The sequence below is a fragment of the Gryllotalpicola kribbensis genome, assembly GCF_039538245.1.
Lineage (GTDB): Bacteria > Actinomycetota > Actinomycetes > Actinomycetales > Microbacteriaceae > Gryllotalpicola > Gryllotalpicola kribbensis.
Window position 1 is genome coordinate 15032 of sequence record NZ_BAABBX010000014.1, and the last position, 16266, is coordinate 31297.

Consider the following 16266-nt stretch of genomic DNA (forward strand, 5'->3'; position numbering starts at 1 on the left):
CTCACATGCTAGGGACAGCCTCGGACATCCGACAGGGGAACGCCGTTCCCTCCCCGGCCGCCCCGCCGGCCGACCCGCCAGCCGCTAGCGTTGCCCGTATGACGCGACCCCTGTCCGGCACCCAGTACGAGCTCACCTTCGGCGACTACAGCGCCACCATCGCGTCGGTCGGCGCCTCTCTGCGCACGCTGACCCACCGCGGCCGCGACCTCGTCGTGCCCTTCGACGCCGACAGCGTGCGGCCCGCGTATCGCGGCGCCGCACTCGCCCCGTGGCCGAACCGCATCGGCGGCGGCGCGTACCGCTTCGACGGGGTCCTGCAGCAGGTTCCGCTCACCGAGCCCGAGCGCGGCAATGCGCTGCACGGCCTCGCCACGTGGCTCGACTTCGGCGCCATCGAGCAGACCCCGTCGCGGGTGACGCTGGGCGCGACCATCGTCGCCCAGCCCGGCTATCCCCATCGCGTCGACGTCGAGGTCGTGTACGAGCTCGGGGCCGACGGGCTGCGTTCCGCGATCACGGGCGTGAACACGGGGCCGGATGCCGCCCCGTGGGGCACCGGCCCGCACCCCTACCTCGTGGCCGGCCCAGGCCTCGTCGACGACTGGTCGCTGCTGCTTCCTGCCGACGAGGTGCTCGAGGTCACCCCTGACACGCTGCTGCCGCTCGGCCTGGCATCCGTCGACACCGCGAACGACGGCGCGTGGGACTTCCGCGAGTCGCGCCAGATCGGCAGCGTCTTCATCGACCACGCGTTCACGTCGCTGGCGCGGGATGCCGCGGGCCGCGCCTCCGTTGAGGTTCGCACCGCGGGCGGCGAGGGCGTCGCGATCACCTGGGACGCGGCGTGCCCCTGGGTGCAGGTGCACACGGCCGACCAGCCGCAGCCCGAGCTGCACCCCGAGCTGCACCGCGTCGGCCTCGCGGTCGAGCCGATGACCTGCCCGCCCGATGCCTTCAACTCGGGCACCGACCTGATCGTGCTCGGCCCCGGCGAGTCGCACACCGCGGGCTGGACCATCTCGGCGCTGTAGACGCACCCGCCCCCCCGTTCGGGGGTCGGTGTGGTTAGGGTGGAAGAGCTCCACCCCCGCCGCCGACCCCGACGAGGAGGGCCATGCCTACGACAACCGGGCTGCCCGGCGCGACGATCGAGATCGCCGGCCTGACGAAGCGATTCGGCCGCGTGAAGGCCGTCGACGATCTGACGTTCAGCGTGCAGCCGGGTCGCGTGACCGGATTCCTCGGGCCGAACGGCGCCGGGAAGACGACCACCCTGCGCATGCTGCTCGGCCTCGAGCGCCCCAGCTCGGGGAAGGCGACCTTCAACGGCGTGCGCTACCGGCGGCTGCGCCGCCCGCTCATGAGCGTGGGCGCCGCGCTCGAGGCGTCGAGCTTCCACCCCGGCCGCAGCGCCCGCGACCATCTGCGGGTCTACGCGCAGGCGGGCCGCGTGCCTGCCCGCCGCATCGACGACGCCCTCGCGGCCGTCGGCCTCACCGAGGCGGCCGACCGCCGCGTCGGCGGCTACTCGCTCGGCATGCGCCAACGGCTGGGGCTGGCGTTCGCGCTACTCGGCGACCCCGAGGTGCTCGTGCTCGACGAGCCCATCAACGGGCTCGACCCCGAGGGCATCCGATGGATTCGTCACTTCCTGCGCGGGCTCGCCGCGCAGGGCCGCACGGTGCTGATCAGCTCGCACCTGCTCAGCGAGGTGCAGCAGAGCGTCGATGACGTGATCATCATCGCGAAGGGGCGGCTCAGATACGCCGGGACGCTCGCGGGCCTCGGCGCTCAGAGCCCGGGCGGCATCGCCCCGAGCACCGTCGTCGACGCTCCCCGCCGCGACGATCTGGCCCAGGCGCTGAGCGCCGCGCAGCTCGGCTTCGAGCGCAGCCACAGCGGCTTCGTCGTGCGGGGCGCGAGCAGCGAAGAGGTCGGCCGGGCGGCCTTCGCGGCCGGGGTCGAGCTCTCGCAGCTGCGCACCGACACGGGGTCGCTCGAGGATACCTTCCTGCGTCTCGTCGGGGAGGACGGGCTGTGATCGGGTTCTTCGCCGGCGTCGGGTCCGAGTTCACGAAGATCTTCACGACGCGGCTGTGGTGGAGCCTCGCGCTCGTCCTCGTGCTGTATCTGATGGCGCTCACCGGCGGCCTCGGGCTGCTCTTCGCCGGCCTGCAGACCGGGGCGATCCACGCCCGCCACGGCCTCGTGCCGAGCTTCGGCGACCTCGCGCCGCCGCTGTACAGCTTCGCCACCTCGATCGGCTACGTCTTCCCCGTGCTGTTCGGCGCCCTGATCACGGCGGGCGAGTGGGGCTATCAGACGATCACCCCGACGTTCCTCGCGAACCCGCACCGCTACACGGTGCTGTGGGCGAAGATCGTGACCGCGGTCGTCTTCGGCGCGGCCTACGGGGCGCTCGCGCTCGCGGCATCCGTCTCGAGCGGCGCGGCCGCCCTCACGCACTACGGACTGAACGCCGAGCTCGGCGACCACGCGACCTGGCATCTCTTCGGGCGCGCTGTGATCGCCATGGCGCTGTGGGGCTTCGTCGGCGTCGGGCTCGGGGTGCTCGTGCCGAACCAGGCGGCCGTGATCGTGATCATCCTCGCGTTCACGCAGTTCGTCGAGCCGCTGCTGCGCCTCGGTGCGGCGTTCTCGGTCGAGACGGCCGGCGCCGCGAAGTTCCTGCCGGGCGCCTCGAGCGACGCGCTCGTCGGGGCGAGTTTCCTCGACCTGCAGAACACCGCGGAGGGCGCCATGGTCGTCGACCAGCTCAGCTGGCAGCACGGCGGCGTGATGCTCGTGATCTACGGCGCGGCCGTGACCGTGATCGGGTGCCTCACCACCTGGCGCCGCGACGTGTCGTAACGCCCCGCCCGGCCGCCGGGCGGGCACAGTTGACGCATGGTCGTCACCGTCATCGCCTGCATCGTCGTCGCGCTCGCCGCGCTGCTGCACGTCTACATCTTCTGGATGGAGAGCTTCGGCTGGAGGCGACCCGCGGTCTGGCGGCGCTTCAACGTGGCCGACCAGGCCCAGGCGGATTCCAATCGGGAACTCGCCTACAACCAGGGCTTCTACAACCTGTTCCTCGCGATCGGCGCCGCGATCGGGGTCGTCCTGCTGGCCAGCGGGGCGCCGTCGTCCGGCCTGCGCTCGGCCGGCCTGGCGCTCGTCTTCCTCAGCACGGGCAGCATGCTCGCGGCATCCCTCGTGCTGCTCACGCTGGGCAGGCGCTTCGCCGCCGCTGCGCTCACGCAGGGTCTCGCGCCGCTCATCGGGCTCGTGCTGACGGCGATCGTCGCGGCGACCGCCTGAGTCTCAGCTCTCTTCCGTCGCCGGCGCGTGCCGCAGCGCCTCGATGAGCTTCGTCGCGTGCGTCGTCGAGACGATCACGCGGTCGTAGCCGTCGGCGATCTCGGCCTCTTCCGCGTCGTCCTGGGCGATGTCGATGACGACGGCGGGCCGCGACTTCCCCTTGACGATCAGGAAGTCCTTGCCGCCGTGGAACTTCCACGTGCCGATCGCGAGCGTGAGCGGAATCGCGGCCCCGGGCACGCGCACGCCGCGGATCCAGATCCACGGGTCCTGCGTGATCGCCACCGAGCGGATCGCGTCGCGGGGAATCACGAGGTCGTCCTTGCGCAGCGCAAGCAGTTTCTCGGCAGTGCTCAGATGCACTTCGAGGCGGTCGCGGTGCACATGCAGATCGGCCATGAACCTAGTCTGCCGTGTCCGCCAGGTCGCGTCGCGGATGTGGGTCGTCACTTTTGCGGCCGATTCGGGCCGATGAGCCACGTTTGTGACGACCGACCGTAGCGCCCACCGCCCGGTCGTCGATGTCGCGGGCTATTCGCGCGATTGAGCCACGTTTGTGACGACCGGGGACCGAGGGTCAGGCCGGGGATGCCTGTGCCGCGGCGCGGGCCGCGGCGGGCAGCGCCGCGACGATGCGCTCAAGCGCCCGCTCGTCGTGGGCCGCCGTCACGAACCAGGCCTCGAAGACGCTCGGGGGCAGCGCGACGCCCTGCTCGAGCATGCTGTGGAAGAACGGCCCGAAGCGGAACGCCTGCTGCGCCTGCACCCCGGCGTAGTCCACCGCGGGCGAGGCGGCGAACAGCACCGAGAACAGGTTGCCTGCGCGCTGGATCGTGTGCTCGACGCCCTCGGCGGCGAGCGCCGCCGACACCTCCTGCTGCAGCGTGGCGCTGACGCGGTCGAGCGTCGCGTACACCGCATCGTCGGCGAGTCGCAGGGTGGCGAGCCCGGCCGCGACCGAGAGCGGATTCCCCGACAGCGTGCCCGCCTGGTAGACGGGGCCGACGGGCGCGAGGTACTCCATGACCTCGCGGCGGCCGCCGAGCGCGGCGAGCGGCATGCCGCCCCCGATGACCTTGCCGAAGGTGACGAGGTCGGGGGTGTAGCCGCCCTCCCCCGCACCGTCGATGCCCCAGTACCCCTGCGCAGAGACGCGGAACCCCGTGAGCACCTCGTCGAGGATGACGAGCGCCCCGAACTCGTGGGCGAGCTCGGTCAGCGCGGCGTTGAACCCGGGCCGCGGCGCGACCACGCCCATGTTCGCGGCGGCGGCCTCGACGATCACGGCGGCGATGTCGCCGGGGTGCGCCTCGAAGGCGGCCCGCACGGCGGCCAGGTCGTTGTAGGGCAGCACGAGCGTCTGCGCGGCGATCGGCTCGGGCACCCCGGCAGACGCCGGCAGCGCGAGCGTCGCGACGCCCGAGCCGGCCTCGGCCAAGAGCCCGTCAGAGTGCCCGTGGTAATGCCCGGCGAACTTGACGAGCAGCGGACGCCCCGTGAATCCGCGGGCGAGGCGGATCGCGGTCATCGTCGCCTCGGTGCCGGTCGACACGAGGCGCACTTCGTCGACCAGGCCGCCTGCCGCCGTGCCGCCCCCGAGCCGTGCGACGACGAGCTCGGCGAGCTCGGTCTCGGCGGGGGTCGTCGCGCCGAACGAGAGACCGCGGCCTGCGGCATCCGCCACCGCCCGCACGACCTCGGGGTGCGCGTGGCCCAGGATCGCGGGCCCCCACGACGCGACCAGGTCGACGAACTCGCGGCCCTCGACGTCGGTGACGTATGCGCCGCGCGCCGACGTCAGGAAGCGGGGCGCGCCGCCCACCGAGCGGTAGGCGCGCACGGGTGAGTTGACGCCGCCGGGGATGACGCGCCGGGCGCGCTCGAACTCGGTCTCGTTAGTGGTCAACGGATGCCTTGCCTTCGGTCTCGTGCAGGGGGTGCAGGGATTCAGCGGTGCAGGGGTTAGCGCTGCAGGGGCTCAGCGGTCGAGCAGCCGCGTCGCGACCTCGACCGCCCAGTAGGTGAGCACGGCGTCGGCGCCCGCACGGCGGATGCCCGTGAGCGTCTCGATGATGGCGCGGTCGCGGTCGATCCAGCCGTTCGCGGCGGCCGACTCGACCATCGCGTACTCGCCGGAGACCTGGTAGGCCCACACCGGAACGTCGGAGACGGCGGCCACGTCGGCGAGCACGTCGAGGTAGGCCATCGCGGGCTTCACCATGACGATGTCTGCGCCCTCGGCGAGGTCGAGCGTCGCCTCGCGCAGGCCTTCGCGGCGGTTCGCCGGGTCCTGCTGGTACGTGCGGCGGTCGCCCGTCAACTGGCTGTCGACGGCCTCGCGGAAGGGGCCGTAGAACGCGCTCGCGTACTTCGCGGAGTAGGCGAGGATGCCGGTGTCGCGGAATCCGTTCTCGTCGAGCGCCTCGCGGATCACGGCGACCTGGCCGTCCATCATGCCGCTCGGGGCGACGAGATGCGCGCCGGCGGATGCCTGCGCCAGCGCCATCTCGGCGTAGCGCACGAGCGTCTTGTCGTTGTCGACGTTCCCGGCCTCGTCGAGCACGCCGCAGTGCCCGTGGTCGGTGAACTCGTCGAGGCAGAGGTCGGTCTGGATGACGAGCGCGTCGCCGACCTCTTCACGAGCGATGCGGGTCGCGACGTTGAGGATGCCGTCGGGGTCGGTCGCCCCTGAGCCGACGGCGTCGTGCACCTCGGGCACGCCGAAGAGGTTGACACCGCCGATGCCCGCCTCGGCCGCCTCGTGCAACGCCGCCTTGAACGAGTCGAGCGAGTGCTGCACGACGCCCGGCATGCTGGCGATCGGCTGCGCCTCGCTCGCCCCCTCGCGGATGAACATCGGCAGGATCAGCTCGGCGGGGTGCAGCCGGGTCTCGGCGACCAGCCGGCGCATGGCCGGGGTGGAGCGCAGTCGGCGCGGACGGACATGGGGATGCAGCACGTCACTCACCGTTCGAGCCTATGCGCACCACCTGCACGCTGGTTGAGGAGCACGAGAGGCGCGTGCCTCGAGACCGCGCCGCCTTACGGCCGCTGCGAGCGGGATGCCTGCACCACCGCATCGATGAGCGAGTCGGCCGACCGCTCGGCCGCGATGAGGTGCACGTTCAGGCCGTAGTCGCGCGCGTCGTGCGCGGTCTGCGGGCCGATCGCGGCGATCAGCGTGCCGTCGGGAATCGGCCCGAGCTGCGCCGCGACCTGCTCGGCCACCGAGCCCGAGGTCACGAGGATCGCGTTGATGTTTCCGGCGCGAACGTCCGCGACGATCTTCTCGTCCACCGGCACCCCGACGGTGCGATACGCCACCACCGCGTCCACATGGTGCCCCAGGTGGGCGAGCCCCTCGGTCAGCGTCGGCTTGGCGATCTCGGAGCGCAGCGTCAGAACGCGCAGCCCCGAGGCGCCGCCCGTGGCCTCGGGCCACTCGGCCAGCAGCCCCTTCGCCGAGTTGTTCGCAACCGGCACCAGGTCGACGCGATAGCCCGCGGCGACGAGCGCCGCCGCGGTCGTCTCACCCACGGCCGCCACCTTGGTCGTCGCGGGGATCACGGCGCGATAGCTCTGCAGCACATCGACCGTGGTGGCGCTCGTGGCGGTCAGCCAGTCGTACTCGCCCGCGGCGAGCCGCTCGAGCGCGGCGGTCACGACGGCGCCGTCGGCGGCGGGCGCGAAGTTGATCATGGGCGCGATCACCGGCTGCGCCCCCTGAGCGCGCAGGTCGGCGGCGACCGTGTCCCCCCAGGGGCCGCCCCGGGGCACGAGGACCCGCCAGCCGCCCAGCGGCTTCTGCGGGGTCGGGCGCGATTCGCTCATGCGAGCTCCTTCGCGCCGGCGTCGAGCAGTTCGGCGACGGTGCGCTGCGCGACCTCGGCCGCCGCGGTCAGCAGGTCGGCGGCCGACGTCGAGTCGAGAACCGCGGCGTGGCTCGCCGTGATCGACCGCGAGCCGTCGAGCGCGTACACCGTCGCCGTCAGGAAGAGCATGCCGTCGTCGACCATCGCCGTCGTCGCGACCGGCGCGGCGCAGCCCGCCTCGAGCCCGGCGAGCACGTCGCGCTCAGCGCGCACCGCCGCGCGCGTGGTCGCGTGGTCGATCTTCGCGAGGCCCTTCTGCAGGGCGCGGCTGAATGCCGTGCCGTCGGATGCCTGATCGGCCCGCACCTCGAGCGCGAGTGCCCCCTGCCCCGGCGCGGTCGGCCAGTCGGAGAGCGCGAATCGCTCCGTCACGGCATCCGCCTTGCCGAGCCGGTCGACCCCGGCGGCCGCCAGGATCACGGCGTCGACCTCGCCTGAGGACACCTTGCCGATGCGCGTGTCGATGTTGCCGCGGAAGTTCTCTTCGACCGCGAGGTCGGGGCGCAGCGCCTTCAGCTCGGCGATGCGCCGCGGCGAGCCGGTGCCCACCCGTGCCCCCTCTGGCAGCGTCTCGAGGGTGAGGCCGTCGCGCGCGACCAGCACGTCACGGGCATCCGCCCGCTTCGGCGTCGCCGCGATCGTGAGGCCCGGGTACGCCGCGGTGGGCAGATCCTTCAGGGAGTGCACGATCACGTCGACCTCGCCGCCGAGCAGCGCCTCGCGCAGCTCGGTCGCGAACACGCCCATGCCGCCCATGCTCGCGAGATTCGCCTTCGACGTGTCACCGTGCGTCGTGACGGTCACGAGCTCGAACTCGAGACCCGCGGCGCGGGCGAGGGCGCGCGCTGCCTGCTCGCTCTGGGCGAGCGCCAGCGCGCTGCCGCGCGTTCCGACGCGGATCGTGTCAGCCATCAGGCGGTTGCCCCCACCTTGGCGATGTAGGTGCCGACCGTCTCGTGGTCGGGCCAGGGGCCGAGCGCCGTGAGGTGCGGGCGCTGCTCGACCGGGGTGTCCTCGAGCCGCTCGACGATCAGGTCGACGAGGCCGGCGACGAAGGCCGGGTGCACGCCAGAGGTCGGCACGCGCTCGAAGGCGAAGCCCGCCTCGGCCGCGCTCTCCTTCGCCTCGTTGTCGAGATCCCAGAGCACCTCCATATGGTCGCTCACGAAGCCGAACGGCACGACGACGACCGCCGTGGTCGCGCCCTCGTCGTGCAGGTCGGCGATCACGTCGTTGATGTCGGGCTCGAGCCACGGCACGCGCGGGTCGCCCGAGCGCGACTGGTACACGAGCTTCCACGGCACCTGTGCGCCCGCGGCCTCATCGACGGCCTTCGAGATCACCTCGGCGAGCGCGAGGTGCTGCGCCTCGTAGGCGCCGTGCTCGCCGAACTCGGGGCCGGACGCCTTCGCGGCGGCGGTCGGAATCGAGTGCGTGGAGAAGAGGATGCGGATGCGCGCGGCCTCGTGCCCGGCATCCGTCAGGCGCCGCACAGCCGTCTGCGTGCCCTCGATGAGCGGCGTGACGAAGCCGGGGTGATCGAAGTACTCGCGGATGCGATCGATGGATGCCGTCTCGGTCAGCCCGTTCTCGGCGAGCGCCTTCTCGAAGTCCTCACGGTACTGGCCGACGCCCGAGTAGCTCGTGTACGCGCTCGTCACGAGCCCAAGCAGACGGGTGTGCCCGTTGGCGGCGGCCTCGGCGACGACATCCGTGAAATACGGCGCCCAGTTGCGGTTGCCCCAGTAGACGGGAAGGTCGATGCCGCGCTTGGCGAGCTCGCCCTCGAGCGCCAACTTCAGGGCGCGGTTCTGCGCGTTGATCGGGCTCACGCCGCCGAAGTGGCGGTAGTGGTGCGCGACCTCTTCGAGTCGCTCGTCGGGAACGCCGCGGCCCGCGGTCACATTGCGCAGGAAGGGGATGACGTCGTCCTGGCCCTCTGGCCCGCCGAAGCTCGACAGCAGGATCGCGTCGAAGGGATAGGAACCACTCACATGGTCGGTCAAGAAACAACCTCCGGGATTTCCGCCGTGACGATGCGTCGGCCGGTGAAGAACGGCACCTCTTCACGAACGTGCAAGCGCGCCTCTGTGTAGCGCAGCTCACGCATCATGTCGACGAGGTCCGACAGTTCGTCGGCCTCCATCGGCAGCAGCCACTCGTAGTCGCCGAGCGCGAACGCGGCGACCGTGTTGGCCAGCACGCCCCTGAACGCCGCGCCCTTGCGGCCGTGATCGGCGAGCATGCGCCGCCGATCCTCGTCAGGAAGCAGGTACCAGTCGTAGCTGCGGTTGAAGGGGTAGACCGTGATCCACTGCTTGGCGTCCTTGCCGCGAAGGAATCCCGGAATGTGGGCCTTGTTGAACTCCGCCGCGCGGTGAACGCCCATGGCGTTCCACGTGGGGAGCAGGTTCTTGAGAAGCGCGGTGCGGCGCAGCTCGCGCGCCACCGCCTGCAGTTCTTCGGGCGCGGGGCCCCAGATCCAGAACATGAGGTCGGCGTCGGCCTTGAGGCCGGAGACGTCGTAGAAGCCGCGCAGGGTGACCCCGCGGCCTGCCGCCGCCGCCACGACCTCGTCGAGCTCGCGAACCGCGGCGTCGAGATCGGATGCCTGTGCGGCGGTCGCCGCGTGTGCGGGGTCTCGGCGCAGGACCACCCAGAGCGTGTAGCCGTCGGGCTGAACCGGGATCTGGTCGGCTGCGTCGTCGGGAGTCGGAGCGGATGCCGCCCCCGGAGCGGCCGAGTTCGTCATGGCTTCCAGTCTCTCCCTCGGGGGCCGCTGTTGAAAAATCGGGAGGCCTGAGAAGGCATCACATTCGGGTAACTCTGAGTGTGCGCACGGCCCGCTCGGGGCATTCATCGAATAAAAGCACGTCTAGGAGCGTTACTTCCACTGTTATGAGCACTGAGCGCACCCCGCAGACCGGCGGAGCGCCGAGGGTTCCTCGTCGTAGCCGTCGTCGCAAGAACATCGAATTCGTCGAGCACCTGACCGGACAGGAGCAGATGCTGATCACCTTCCCGTGGAGCAGACACCTCTCCGCGGCCGAACGCGAGGAGTTCGCGGACGCCCTCGCGAACCACCCGTCGTCGTTCAGCAACGCCCAGCTCGAGGCGCTGATCGTCTCGTGGAAGCGCCGGGCACAGCTGGCGCAGGCGAAGGGCCAGGCCCGCGCGGCCTAGCCCTGCGCCACCCATCGAAGTCGTCGCCACGTCTCGCGGTCCCGGTTCCGCCGAACCGGCCGCACGTGGCAACGACTTCTGCGTTGTGGGCTTCTAGTGCCGGCGCTTGACCAGGATGGTCACTCCGATGGCCACGATTCCCGCCGCGACGGCGCCGACGGCCGAGACGCCCGCGAGGAACCTGTTCGGGTCCTCCGCCCGCAGTCGCTTGATGCGCTTCGGAACGTTGACCTTGTCTTCGAGTTCGGAGAGGGCGGCGACGAGCTCGGCGCGGGCGCGCTCGACCTCGGTCTCCTTCTGCACGCCGCCGCGCTCCGCCGAGCGGCCGGTGTACTCATTCGTCATAGTCGCCGACTCCCTTCACGGCGTCGACATCGCGCTGAACGCTGCCGATCGTCTGCTTCGGCGTGGCCGACCCGATCTTCTTGAAGAACACGATGCCGACGATCACGAGGATCGCGATCAGGACCAAGAGGATGCCGGCCACGATCAGCGCCGCGAGCCACGGCGGCACGATCAGGCAGAACGCCAGGATCGCCGCCGCGATGAGCACCGGCACGAACAGCAGAAGCAGCAGCAGCGCCCCGAAGAACATGCCGATGCCGATGCCGGCGACCTTGCCCTTCGCGATGAGCTCGGCCTTGAGCTGGTTGAGCTCGGCGCGAACGAGCGCGATGAACAGCTGAGGGAGCTCACTGATGAGCTCCGGAAGAGAACGTGCTCCCTGTGCCATGTGCAGCCGATCAGTCGAGCGGTTCCGCGGTCGACCGCAGCTCGGCGTCCGATTCGCCGGACGCGGCGCGAGCCGCGGCGGTCCGCGCCGCCTGCGTGGCCGGTGCGCCCGCTGCCCGTGAGCTCGAACTCGGGCTCGGGACCTTACCGGTCGCCTTGGTCTGGGCACGGTCGATCGCGACGTTCGTCACCTTGCGCACCCCGTCGAATACCGCGCCGGGAATATCTCCGATCTTGGCGGCGGCGAAGTCCTGAGCGGCATGCACCTGCTTCTGGATGCCCGGCGACTGCCAGACCTTGTTCGCGGCCGAGGCGATCTGCTCGTACCTCTTTCTGCCGGCCCGCGCGCCCAGCACGTAGCCGACGGCTAGCCCCGTCACGAAAAGCAGCTTGCCCTTCATCGACACCCCCGCGATCTGCTCGTTCGGTTTCTGATCAGGTTTCCAGCTCAGCTTCCTTGATCGGTCAGCTTTCGCCAGCGTAGCCCACGCAAGCGGGCCGCCGCCTCCCTGGCGTGGGGAATGACGGATGCCAGGCCGGTACCCGCGACCCAGCCGCCCGTAACCTCGACCCCCGGCGTCTTCTCGACCGCGGCGCCGAGCGCGGCGAGCCGCTCGCGCTGCCCGACGGCCGCCAGCGGCTGCGCGTTCTGCCAGCGCACGCGGGCGAACCCGACCACCATGGATTCCGAAAGCGGAATATTCATCAGCGCTGCGGCGTCTTGCAGCGCGCGAGCACGGAGCGCGGCATCCGTCATCGTCACCGCGTCGTTGTCGCGGCCTGCGCGACCGTACGAGAGCCGGATGACATGGCGCCCCGCGGGCAACTGGTCGGCGACCCACGACCACTTCGCCGTGACGTGCGTCATCGCCTTCGCGGTGACGAACGCCGAGTCGACGCGGTCGCTGACGAGCAGGCCCGTGCCGCGCGGCGCCGCGTCGAGCTCGGGCGCGTCGAGCACGAGGGTGACGAGCTCGACGCTGGTCGCCTCGGGCCACGGCGCGCGCAGGAGCGCCTCGAGCCCGCCCTCGTCGTCATCGACCAGCGCGGATGCCAGCAGCGGCAGCGCCTCGGCAGAGGGCGTGTCGATCAGCACGGCGTCGGCCGCGATGGGGTCCTCCTGCCCGGCGACGCGCACGAGGAACCGCTCCCCGTCGCGGGTGAGGCCGGTGACGCGCGCACCGGTGCGCAGCTCGGCGCCGCGGCGGCGGGCATCCGTGATCACGGTGTACGCCAGGCGCCAGATTCCGCCCGCGATGCCCCCGACCGCCGACCCGGCCTTCGACGGGCCGCCCGCGCGCAGCTCGGCGACGGCGCCCGAGAGCGACCCCGTGCGGGTGAGCGCCGGGTTGAGCCCCGGGGCGGCGACAGCGACGTCGAGCTGGTCGGGCGCCGCCGAGTAGACGCCGGTGGTCACGGGGGCGACGAGGTTCTCGAGCACCGCGCGGCCCATGCGGCGCTCCACGAGCCGACCGAGGTTGCGCTCCTGGCCGATCTTGAGGGGCGGCAGCACGCGGTCGAGGTACGCGCGCAGCGCCCCGCGCCACCCGATCGCCGCGACGACGTCGCTCGCGAGCGGGGTGGCGGGGATGCCGAGCATGCCGCCCTTCGGCGTGGGCACCGCGCGGTCGGGCAGCTGCAGCCACGCGCCGGCGGGGTTGGGCTGCACCACCTGATCGCTCAGGTGCAGTTCGTCGATGAACGTCGCGACGTGGCCGCCGCGGGTGGCGAAGCTCTCTGCGCCGGCATCCACCGTCAGCTTCGATCCGTCGGCGAGCTCGAGGTCGAGGCGCTGCACCGATCCGCCGAGCTGGTCGGACGCCTCGAGCAGCGTCACCTCGAAACCGGGTCGCGCGAGGTCGCGCGCCGCAACGAGGCCGCCCATGCCGCCGCCGATGATGACGACGCGAGTCGGGTCATCGTTGATGAGGTGGTCGAGGCCCTCGTGCGGGTCGGTCATACAGGGTCTCCATTCGGCTTCGCCGAGTCGACCAGCGAGATGCTGTGCACGAGCTCGACGATGCGGGTGAGCACCGCCGGGTCGGTCGTGGGCGGCACGCCGTGACCCAGGTTCAGCACGTGGGCAGGCGCCGCCTGGCCCCGCCGCAGCACGTCGCGAACGTGCGCTTCGAGCACCGGCCACGGCGCCGCGAGCAGAGCGGGGTCGATATTGCCCTGCACGGGCACCATGCCGCCGAGGCGCCGCACGCCCTCGTCGAGCGGGATCCGCCAGTCGACGCCGACGACATCGGCCCCGACGTCGCGCATCGCAGGCAGCAGCTCGGCGGTCCCGACGCCGAAGTGCACCTTGGGCACCGAGAGATCGGCGATGCGCGACAGCGCGCGGGCAGAGGCGGGCGCGACGTGCGTCACATAGTCGGCGAGCGAGAGCGACCCGGCCCACGAGTCGAAGAGCTGGGCGGCGGATGCCCCCGCCAGAACCTGCGCGCGCAGGAAGAGCCCGGACGCGTCCGCGGCCCAGGCCATGAGCGCGGCCCAGGCATCCGGGTCGGCGTGCATCAGGGTGCGCGCGGCGAGATGCTCCTTCGAGGGGCCGCCCTCGACCAGATAGGCAGCGAGCGTGAACGGCGCCCCTGCGAAGCCGATGAGCGGTGTAGATCCGTCGCCGATGCGGCCGAGGCCCTCGACCGTGCGGCGCACCCCGGCGGCCACCGGGGCGAGGTCGTCGACGGTGAGGGTGGGCAGCGCCGCGACATCCGCCGCGGTCCTCACGGGCTGCTCGAAGACCGGGCCGCGCCCAGGGACGATCTCGACCTCGACGCCCGCGAGCTTGAGGGGGATCACGATGTCGCTGTAGAAGATGGCCGCGTCGACGCCGTGGCGGCGCACGGGCTGCAGCGTGATCTCTGAGGCGATCTCGGGGTCGAGGCAGGACTCGAGCATCGTGTGCCCGCGGCGCACCTCGTGGTACTCGGGCAGGGAGCGGCCCGCCTGCCGCATGAACCACACCGGAGTCACGTCGGGTCGCACGCCGCGATAGGCGGAGATGAGGCGGGAGGCAGCAGGGGATGCTGCGGAGGGCGCGGCGGACTCAGAACTCACGCGCAGATTCTTCCAGTGTTGGCTGAGCACGGGCGCTGGGAGCCCGCCGGTGTTCTCATAGCAGCGCGGCGTAAGATCGGCAACCATGCTGTTCTGCTTCACTTCGAGTCACCGCACCGCGGGATTCGACCTGCTCGATCGACTCGAACGCGGCGCAGACGCTGTGATCGACGCGATCCGCGGGCAGCAGGCAGTGACCGGCTCGGTGGTGCTCGCCACGTGCAACCGCTTCGAGGCCTACCTCGACGTCGACCTCGATAAGCTCGAGCTGCGCGACCACGCCGCCGCCGGTCTCATCGACCTCGTCGCCGACGCGGCGCAGGTCGCCCCAGACGAGCTGCGCGACGGCAGCCAGCTGATCGCGGGCGACGCCGTCGCCTCGCACCTCTTCTCGGTCTCGAGCGGCCTCGAATCCGTCGTCGTCGGCGAGGGCGAGATCGCCGGCCAGGTGCGCCGCGCCTACACGGCCGCCCGCAACTCCGGCGCCGTCACCCATGACCTCGAGCGCCTCTTCCAGACCGCCAGCCGCACGAGCCGCGGCGTCAAGAACACCACCGGCCTCATGACGCAGGGGCGATCGATGGTGCGCCTCGCCCTCGACCTCGCCGAGAGCCGCTTCGCCGACTGGTCGGCCGTGCGCGTGCTGCTCGTCGGCACGGGGCGCTACGCCGCCGCCTCGCTTGCCGCGCTGCGCGACCGCGGAGTGACCGACGCCGCCGTCTGGAGCCGCACCGGCCGTGCGCGGTCGTTCGCGCTGAGCCACGGGATCGAGGCGGTGCCCGCCGACGGGCTGACCGCGGCCGTGGCATCCGCCGACCTCGTCATCACCTGCACCGTCTCGCCCGCGCTCGTCGTGACGCGTGACATCGTGAGCGACGCCCTCAGCGGCGCGAGCGACGCGCGGCGCCTGCTCATCGTCGACCTCGGCCTGCCGCGCAACGTCGAGCCCGCCGTCGCCGAGGTCGAGCGCGTCGAGCTGCTCGACCTCGAGACGATCTCGCTGCACGCGCCGCTCGAGGAGCTGCAGGCGACCGATTCGGCTCGCGAGCTGGTCGGGGCGGCTGCCGCCGAGTTCGCCGCGAAGTCGGCCGAGCGCGATGTCGAGCCGGCCCTCGTGGCCCTGCGCCGGCACGTGTTCGAGAAGCTCGACGCCGAGATCGCGCGCGCGGCCTCGCGCGACGCGAACGGCGAGATCGAGCGGGCGCTGCGGCACTTCGCCGGCGTGCTGCTGCACACGCCGAGCGTGAAGGCCCGCGAGCTCGCGCGCGACGGCGACGCGGCGGCCTTCGTCGACGGCGTTGCCGCGGTGTTCGGCGTCGAGGCCGAGGACGCCCTTGGCACAATCGGCGGCACAATAGCCGGTTCCGTTGCGCAGAACAACGTGGCAGAGACGGGCAGGGAAACGGCCTAGGCTGTCACTCGGGTGGGGTGCCCAGGCTCTGCCCGCACGGGAGGGAGTGCCACCATGACCGACACCATCGACCAGCCCGCGCCGGCGACGGTTCCGTTCGACGCCTGCATCATCACCACGGATCGGCTCGTACTGCGGCCCCTGACCATCGACGAGGCGGTGGCCGCCCACAGCGACTTCGCGCTCGCGAAGAAGGTCGTGAAGTACCTGCGCTGGGAAGTGCGCGACCACGACGACGAGAACAACGGCAACGCGTCGAAACGCCTGATCCAGAGCGCCCGCATCAAAGACAAGGGCGACGGCCTCGCCTGGGCCGTCGAGTTCAAGCAGGCCGACGGCTCGCAGGGCGGCGAGATCGGCGACGTGGCGCTCTTCGCCAAGAGCATCCGCAACGCCCAGTTCGAGATCGGCTGGGTCTTCCACCCCGCGATCCACGGTCGCGGGCTCGCGACCGAGGCGACGGCCGCCGTGCTCGACTGCGCGTTCGACCAGATGGGCGCGCACCGCGTCTATGCCGAGTTGGATGCCCGCAACGAGGCATCCGCCCGCCTGTGTGCCATCCACGGCATGCGCCAGGAGGCGCTGCTCAAGGAGCGCGAGATCGTCGACGGCGAGTGGCACGATGTGGCCATCTACGCGATCACGGCCGAGGAGTGGCGCGCACACAAGGCCAAGTAGCCC

General features: G+C 71.5%; 19 protein-coding genes. 7 read left to right on the plus strand and 12 right to left on the minus strand.

Annotated elements, in window-relative coordinates:
* The first annotated feature begins 98 nt into the window (after positions 1–98).
* The 4 genes from ABD716_RS08110 to ABD716_RS08125 all read left to right on the plus strand — a co-directional run bounded on the left by ABD716_RS08110 (position 99) and on the right by ABD716_RS08125 (position 3324).
* A complete protein-coding gene (locus ABD716_RS08110) occupies positions 99–1034 on the plus strand; it encodes an aldose 1-epimerase family protein (protein ID WP_344775666.1) in 936 nt (311 codons plus the stop codon).
* 83 nt (positions 1035–1117) lie between these two features.
* Positions 1118–2044, plus strand: a complete 927-nt coding sequence (locus tag ABD716_RS08115; RefSeq protein WP_344775668.1) for an ABC transporter ATP-binding protein — start codon at positions 1118–1120, stop codon at positions 2042–2044.
* Positions 2041–2874 carry an ABC transporter permease gene (locus ABD716_RS08120; RefSeq protein WP_344775670.1) on the plus strand — a complete coding sequence of 278 codons (834 nt, stop codon included), beginning with the start codon at positions 2041–2043 and terminating at the stop codon, positions 2872–2874. Before ABD716_RS08115 ends, ABD716_RS08120 begins: the two co-directional genes overlap by 4 nt.
* 36 nt (positions 2875–2910) lie before the next feature.
* Complete coding sequence (locus ABD716_RS08125; protein WP_344775672.1) at positions 2911–3324, plus strand: DUF1304 domain-containing protein; 414 nt, start codon at positions 2911–2913, stop codon at positions 3322–3324.
* Positions 3325–3327: 3 nt separating this feature from the next.
* Here the strand turns inward: ABD716_RS08125 and ABD716_RS08130 are convergent, their stop codons facing one another.
* From ABD716_RS08130 to hemQ, 7 genes are all read right to left on the minus strand, one after another.
* Positions 3328–3723 (minus strand): hypothetical protein, encoded by a 396-nt coding sequence (locus tag ABD716_RS08130; RefSeq protein WP_344775674.1) that lies wholly within the window; start codon positions 3721–3723, stop codon positions 3328–3330.
* Between the two features lie 178 nt (positions 3724–3901).
* A complete protein-coding gene (gene hemL / locus ABD716_RS08135; RefSeq protein WP_344775676.1) occupies positions 3902–5230 on the minus strand; it encodes a glutamate-1-semialdehyde 2,1-aminomutase in 1329 nt (442 codons plus the stop codon).
* Between the two features lie 72 nt (positions 5231–5302).
* Positions 5303–6292, minus strand: a complete 990-nt coding sequence (gene hemB, locus ABD716_RS08140) for a porphobilinogen synthase (protein WP_425553407.1) — start codon at positions 6290–6292, stop codon at positions 5303–5305.
* A gap of 74 nt (positions 6293–6366) precedes the next feature.
* The gene (locus ABD716_RS08145) at positions 6367–7155 is read right to left on the minus strand and encodes a uroporphyrinogen-III synthase (RefSeq protein WP_344775678.1); all 789 of its coding nucleotides are present in this window, start codon (positions 7153–7155) and stop codon (positions 6367–6369) included.
* Positions 7152–8108 carry a hydroxymethylbilane synthase gene (hemC, locus tag ABD716_RS08150; RefSeq protein ID WP_344775680.1) on the minus strand — a complete coding sequence of 319 codons (957 nt, stop codon included), beginning with the start codon at positions 8106–8108 and terminating at the stop codon, positions 7152–7154. The genes ABD716_RS08145 and hemC overlap by 4 nt, the downstream gene beginning before the upstream one ends.
* Positions 8108–9202, minus strand: a complete 1095-nt coding sequence (locus ABD716_RS08155; protein WP_344775682.1) for a ferrochelatase — start codon at positions 9200–9202, stop codon at positions 8108–8110. Before ABD716_RS08155 ends, hemC begins: the two co-directional genes overlap by 1 nt.
* Complete coding sequence (gene hemQ, locus ABD716_RS08160) at positions 9199–9948, minus strand: hydrogen peroxide-dependent heme synthase (RefSeq protein WP_344775684.1); 750 nt, start codon at positions 9946–9948, stop codon at positions 9199–9201. Before hemQ ends, ABD716_RS08155 begins: the two co-directional genes overlap by 4 nt.
* A 146-nt stretch (positions 9949–10094) precedes the next feature.
* Between hemQ and ABD716_RS08165 the strand changes: the two genes are divergently transcribed.
* Positions 10095–10379 (plus strand): hypothetical protein, encoded by a 285-nt coding sequence (locus tag ABD716_RS08165; protein WP_344775686.1) that lies wholly within the window; start codon positions 10095–10097, stop codon positions 10377–10379.
* 93 nt (positions 10380–10472) lie between these two features.
* On the opposite strand, the gene ABD716_RS08170 is transcribed toward ABD716_RS08165, so the two are convergent.
* The 5 genes from ABD716_RS08170 to hemE all read right to left on the minus strand — a co-directional run bounded on the left by ABD716_RS08170 (position 10473) and on the right by hemE (position 14174).
* Positions 10473–10724 (minus strand): hypothetical protein, encoded by a 252-nt coding sequence (locus tag ABD716_RS08170; RefSeq protein ID WP_344775688.1) that lies wholly within the window; start codon positions 10722–10724, stop codon positions 10473–10475.
* Positions 10714–11112, minus strand: coding sequence for a phage holin family protein (locus ABD716_RS08175; RefSeq protein WP_344775690.1), 399 nt, complete (start codon positions 11110–11112; stop codon positions 10714–10716). The genes ABD716_RS08170 and ABD716_RS08175 overlap by 11 nt, the downstream gene beginning before the upstream one ends.
* A 10-nt stretch (positions 11113–11122) precedes the next feature.
* Positions 11123–11491, minus strand: coding sequence for a hypothetical protein (locus ABD716_RS08180; protein ID WP_344775693.1), 369 nt, complete (start codon positions 11489–11491; stop codon positions 11123–11125).
* Between the two features lie 68 nt (positions 11492–11559).
* Positions 11560–13071 (minus strand): protoporphyrinogen oxidase, encoded by a 1512-nt coding sequence (hemG, locus tag ABD716_RS08185; RefSeq protein WP_344775695.1) that lies wholly within the window; start codon positions 13069–13071, stop codon positions 11560–11562.
* Entirely contained in the window at positions 13068–14174 is a 1107-nt protein-coding gene (gene hemE, locus ABD716_RS08190; RefSeq protein WP_344775697.1) for a uroporphyrinogen decarboxylase, read from the minus strand. Before hemE ends, hemG begins: the two co-directional genes overlap by 4 nt.
* A gap of 85 nt (positions 14175–14259) precedes the next feature.
* Here hemE and ABD716_RS08195 point away from each other — a divergent pair, with 85 nt between their 5' ends.
* Together ABD716_RS08195 and ABD716_RS08200 are read left to right on the plus strand one after the other, a co-directional pair.
* Positions 14260–15585, plus strand: coding sequence for a glutamyl-tRNA reductase (locus ABD716_RS08195; protein WP_344775699.1), 1326 nt, complete (start codon positions 14260–14262; stop codon positions 15583–15585).
* Positions 15586–15639: 54 nt separating this feature from the next.
* Positions 15640–16263 (plus strand): GNAT family N-acetyltransferase, encoded by a 624-nt coding sequence (locus ABD716_RS08200; protein ID WP_344775701.1) that lies wholly within the window; start codon positions 15640–15642, stop codon positions 16261–16263.
* The last annotated feature ends 3 nt before the right edge of the window (positions 16264–16266 follow it).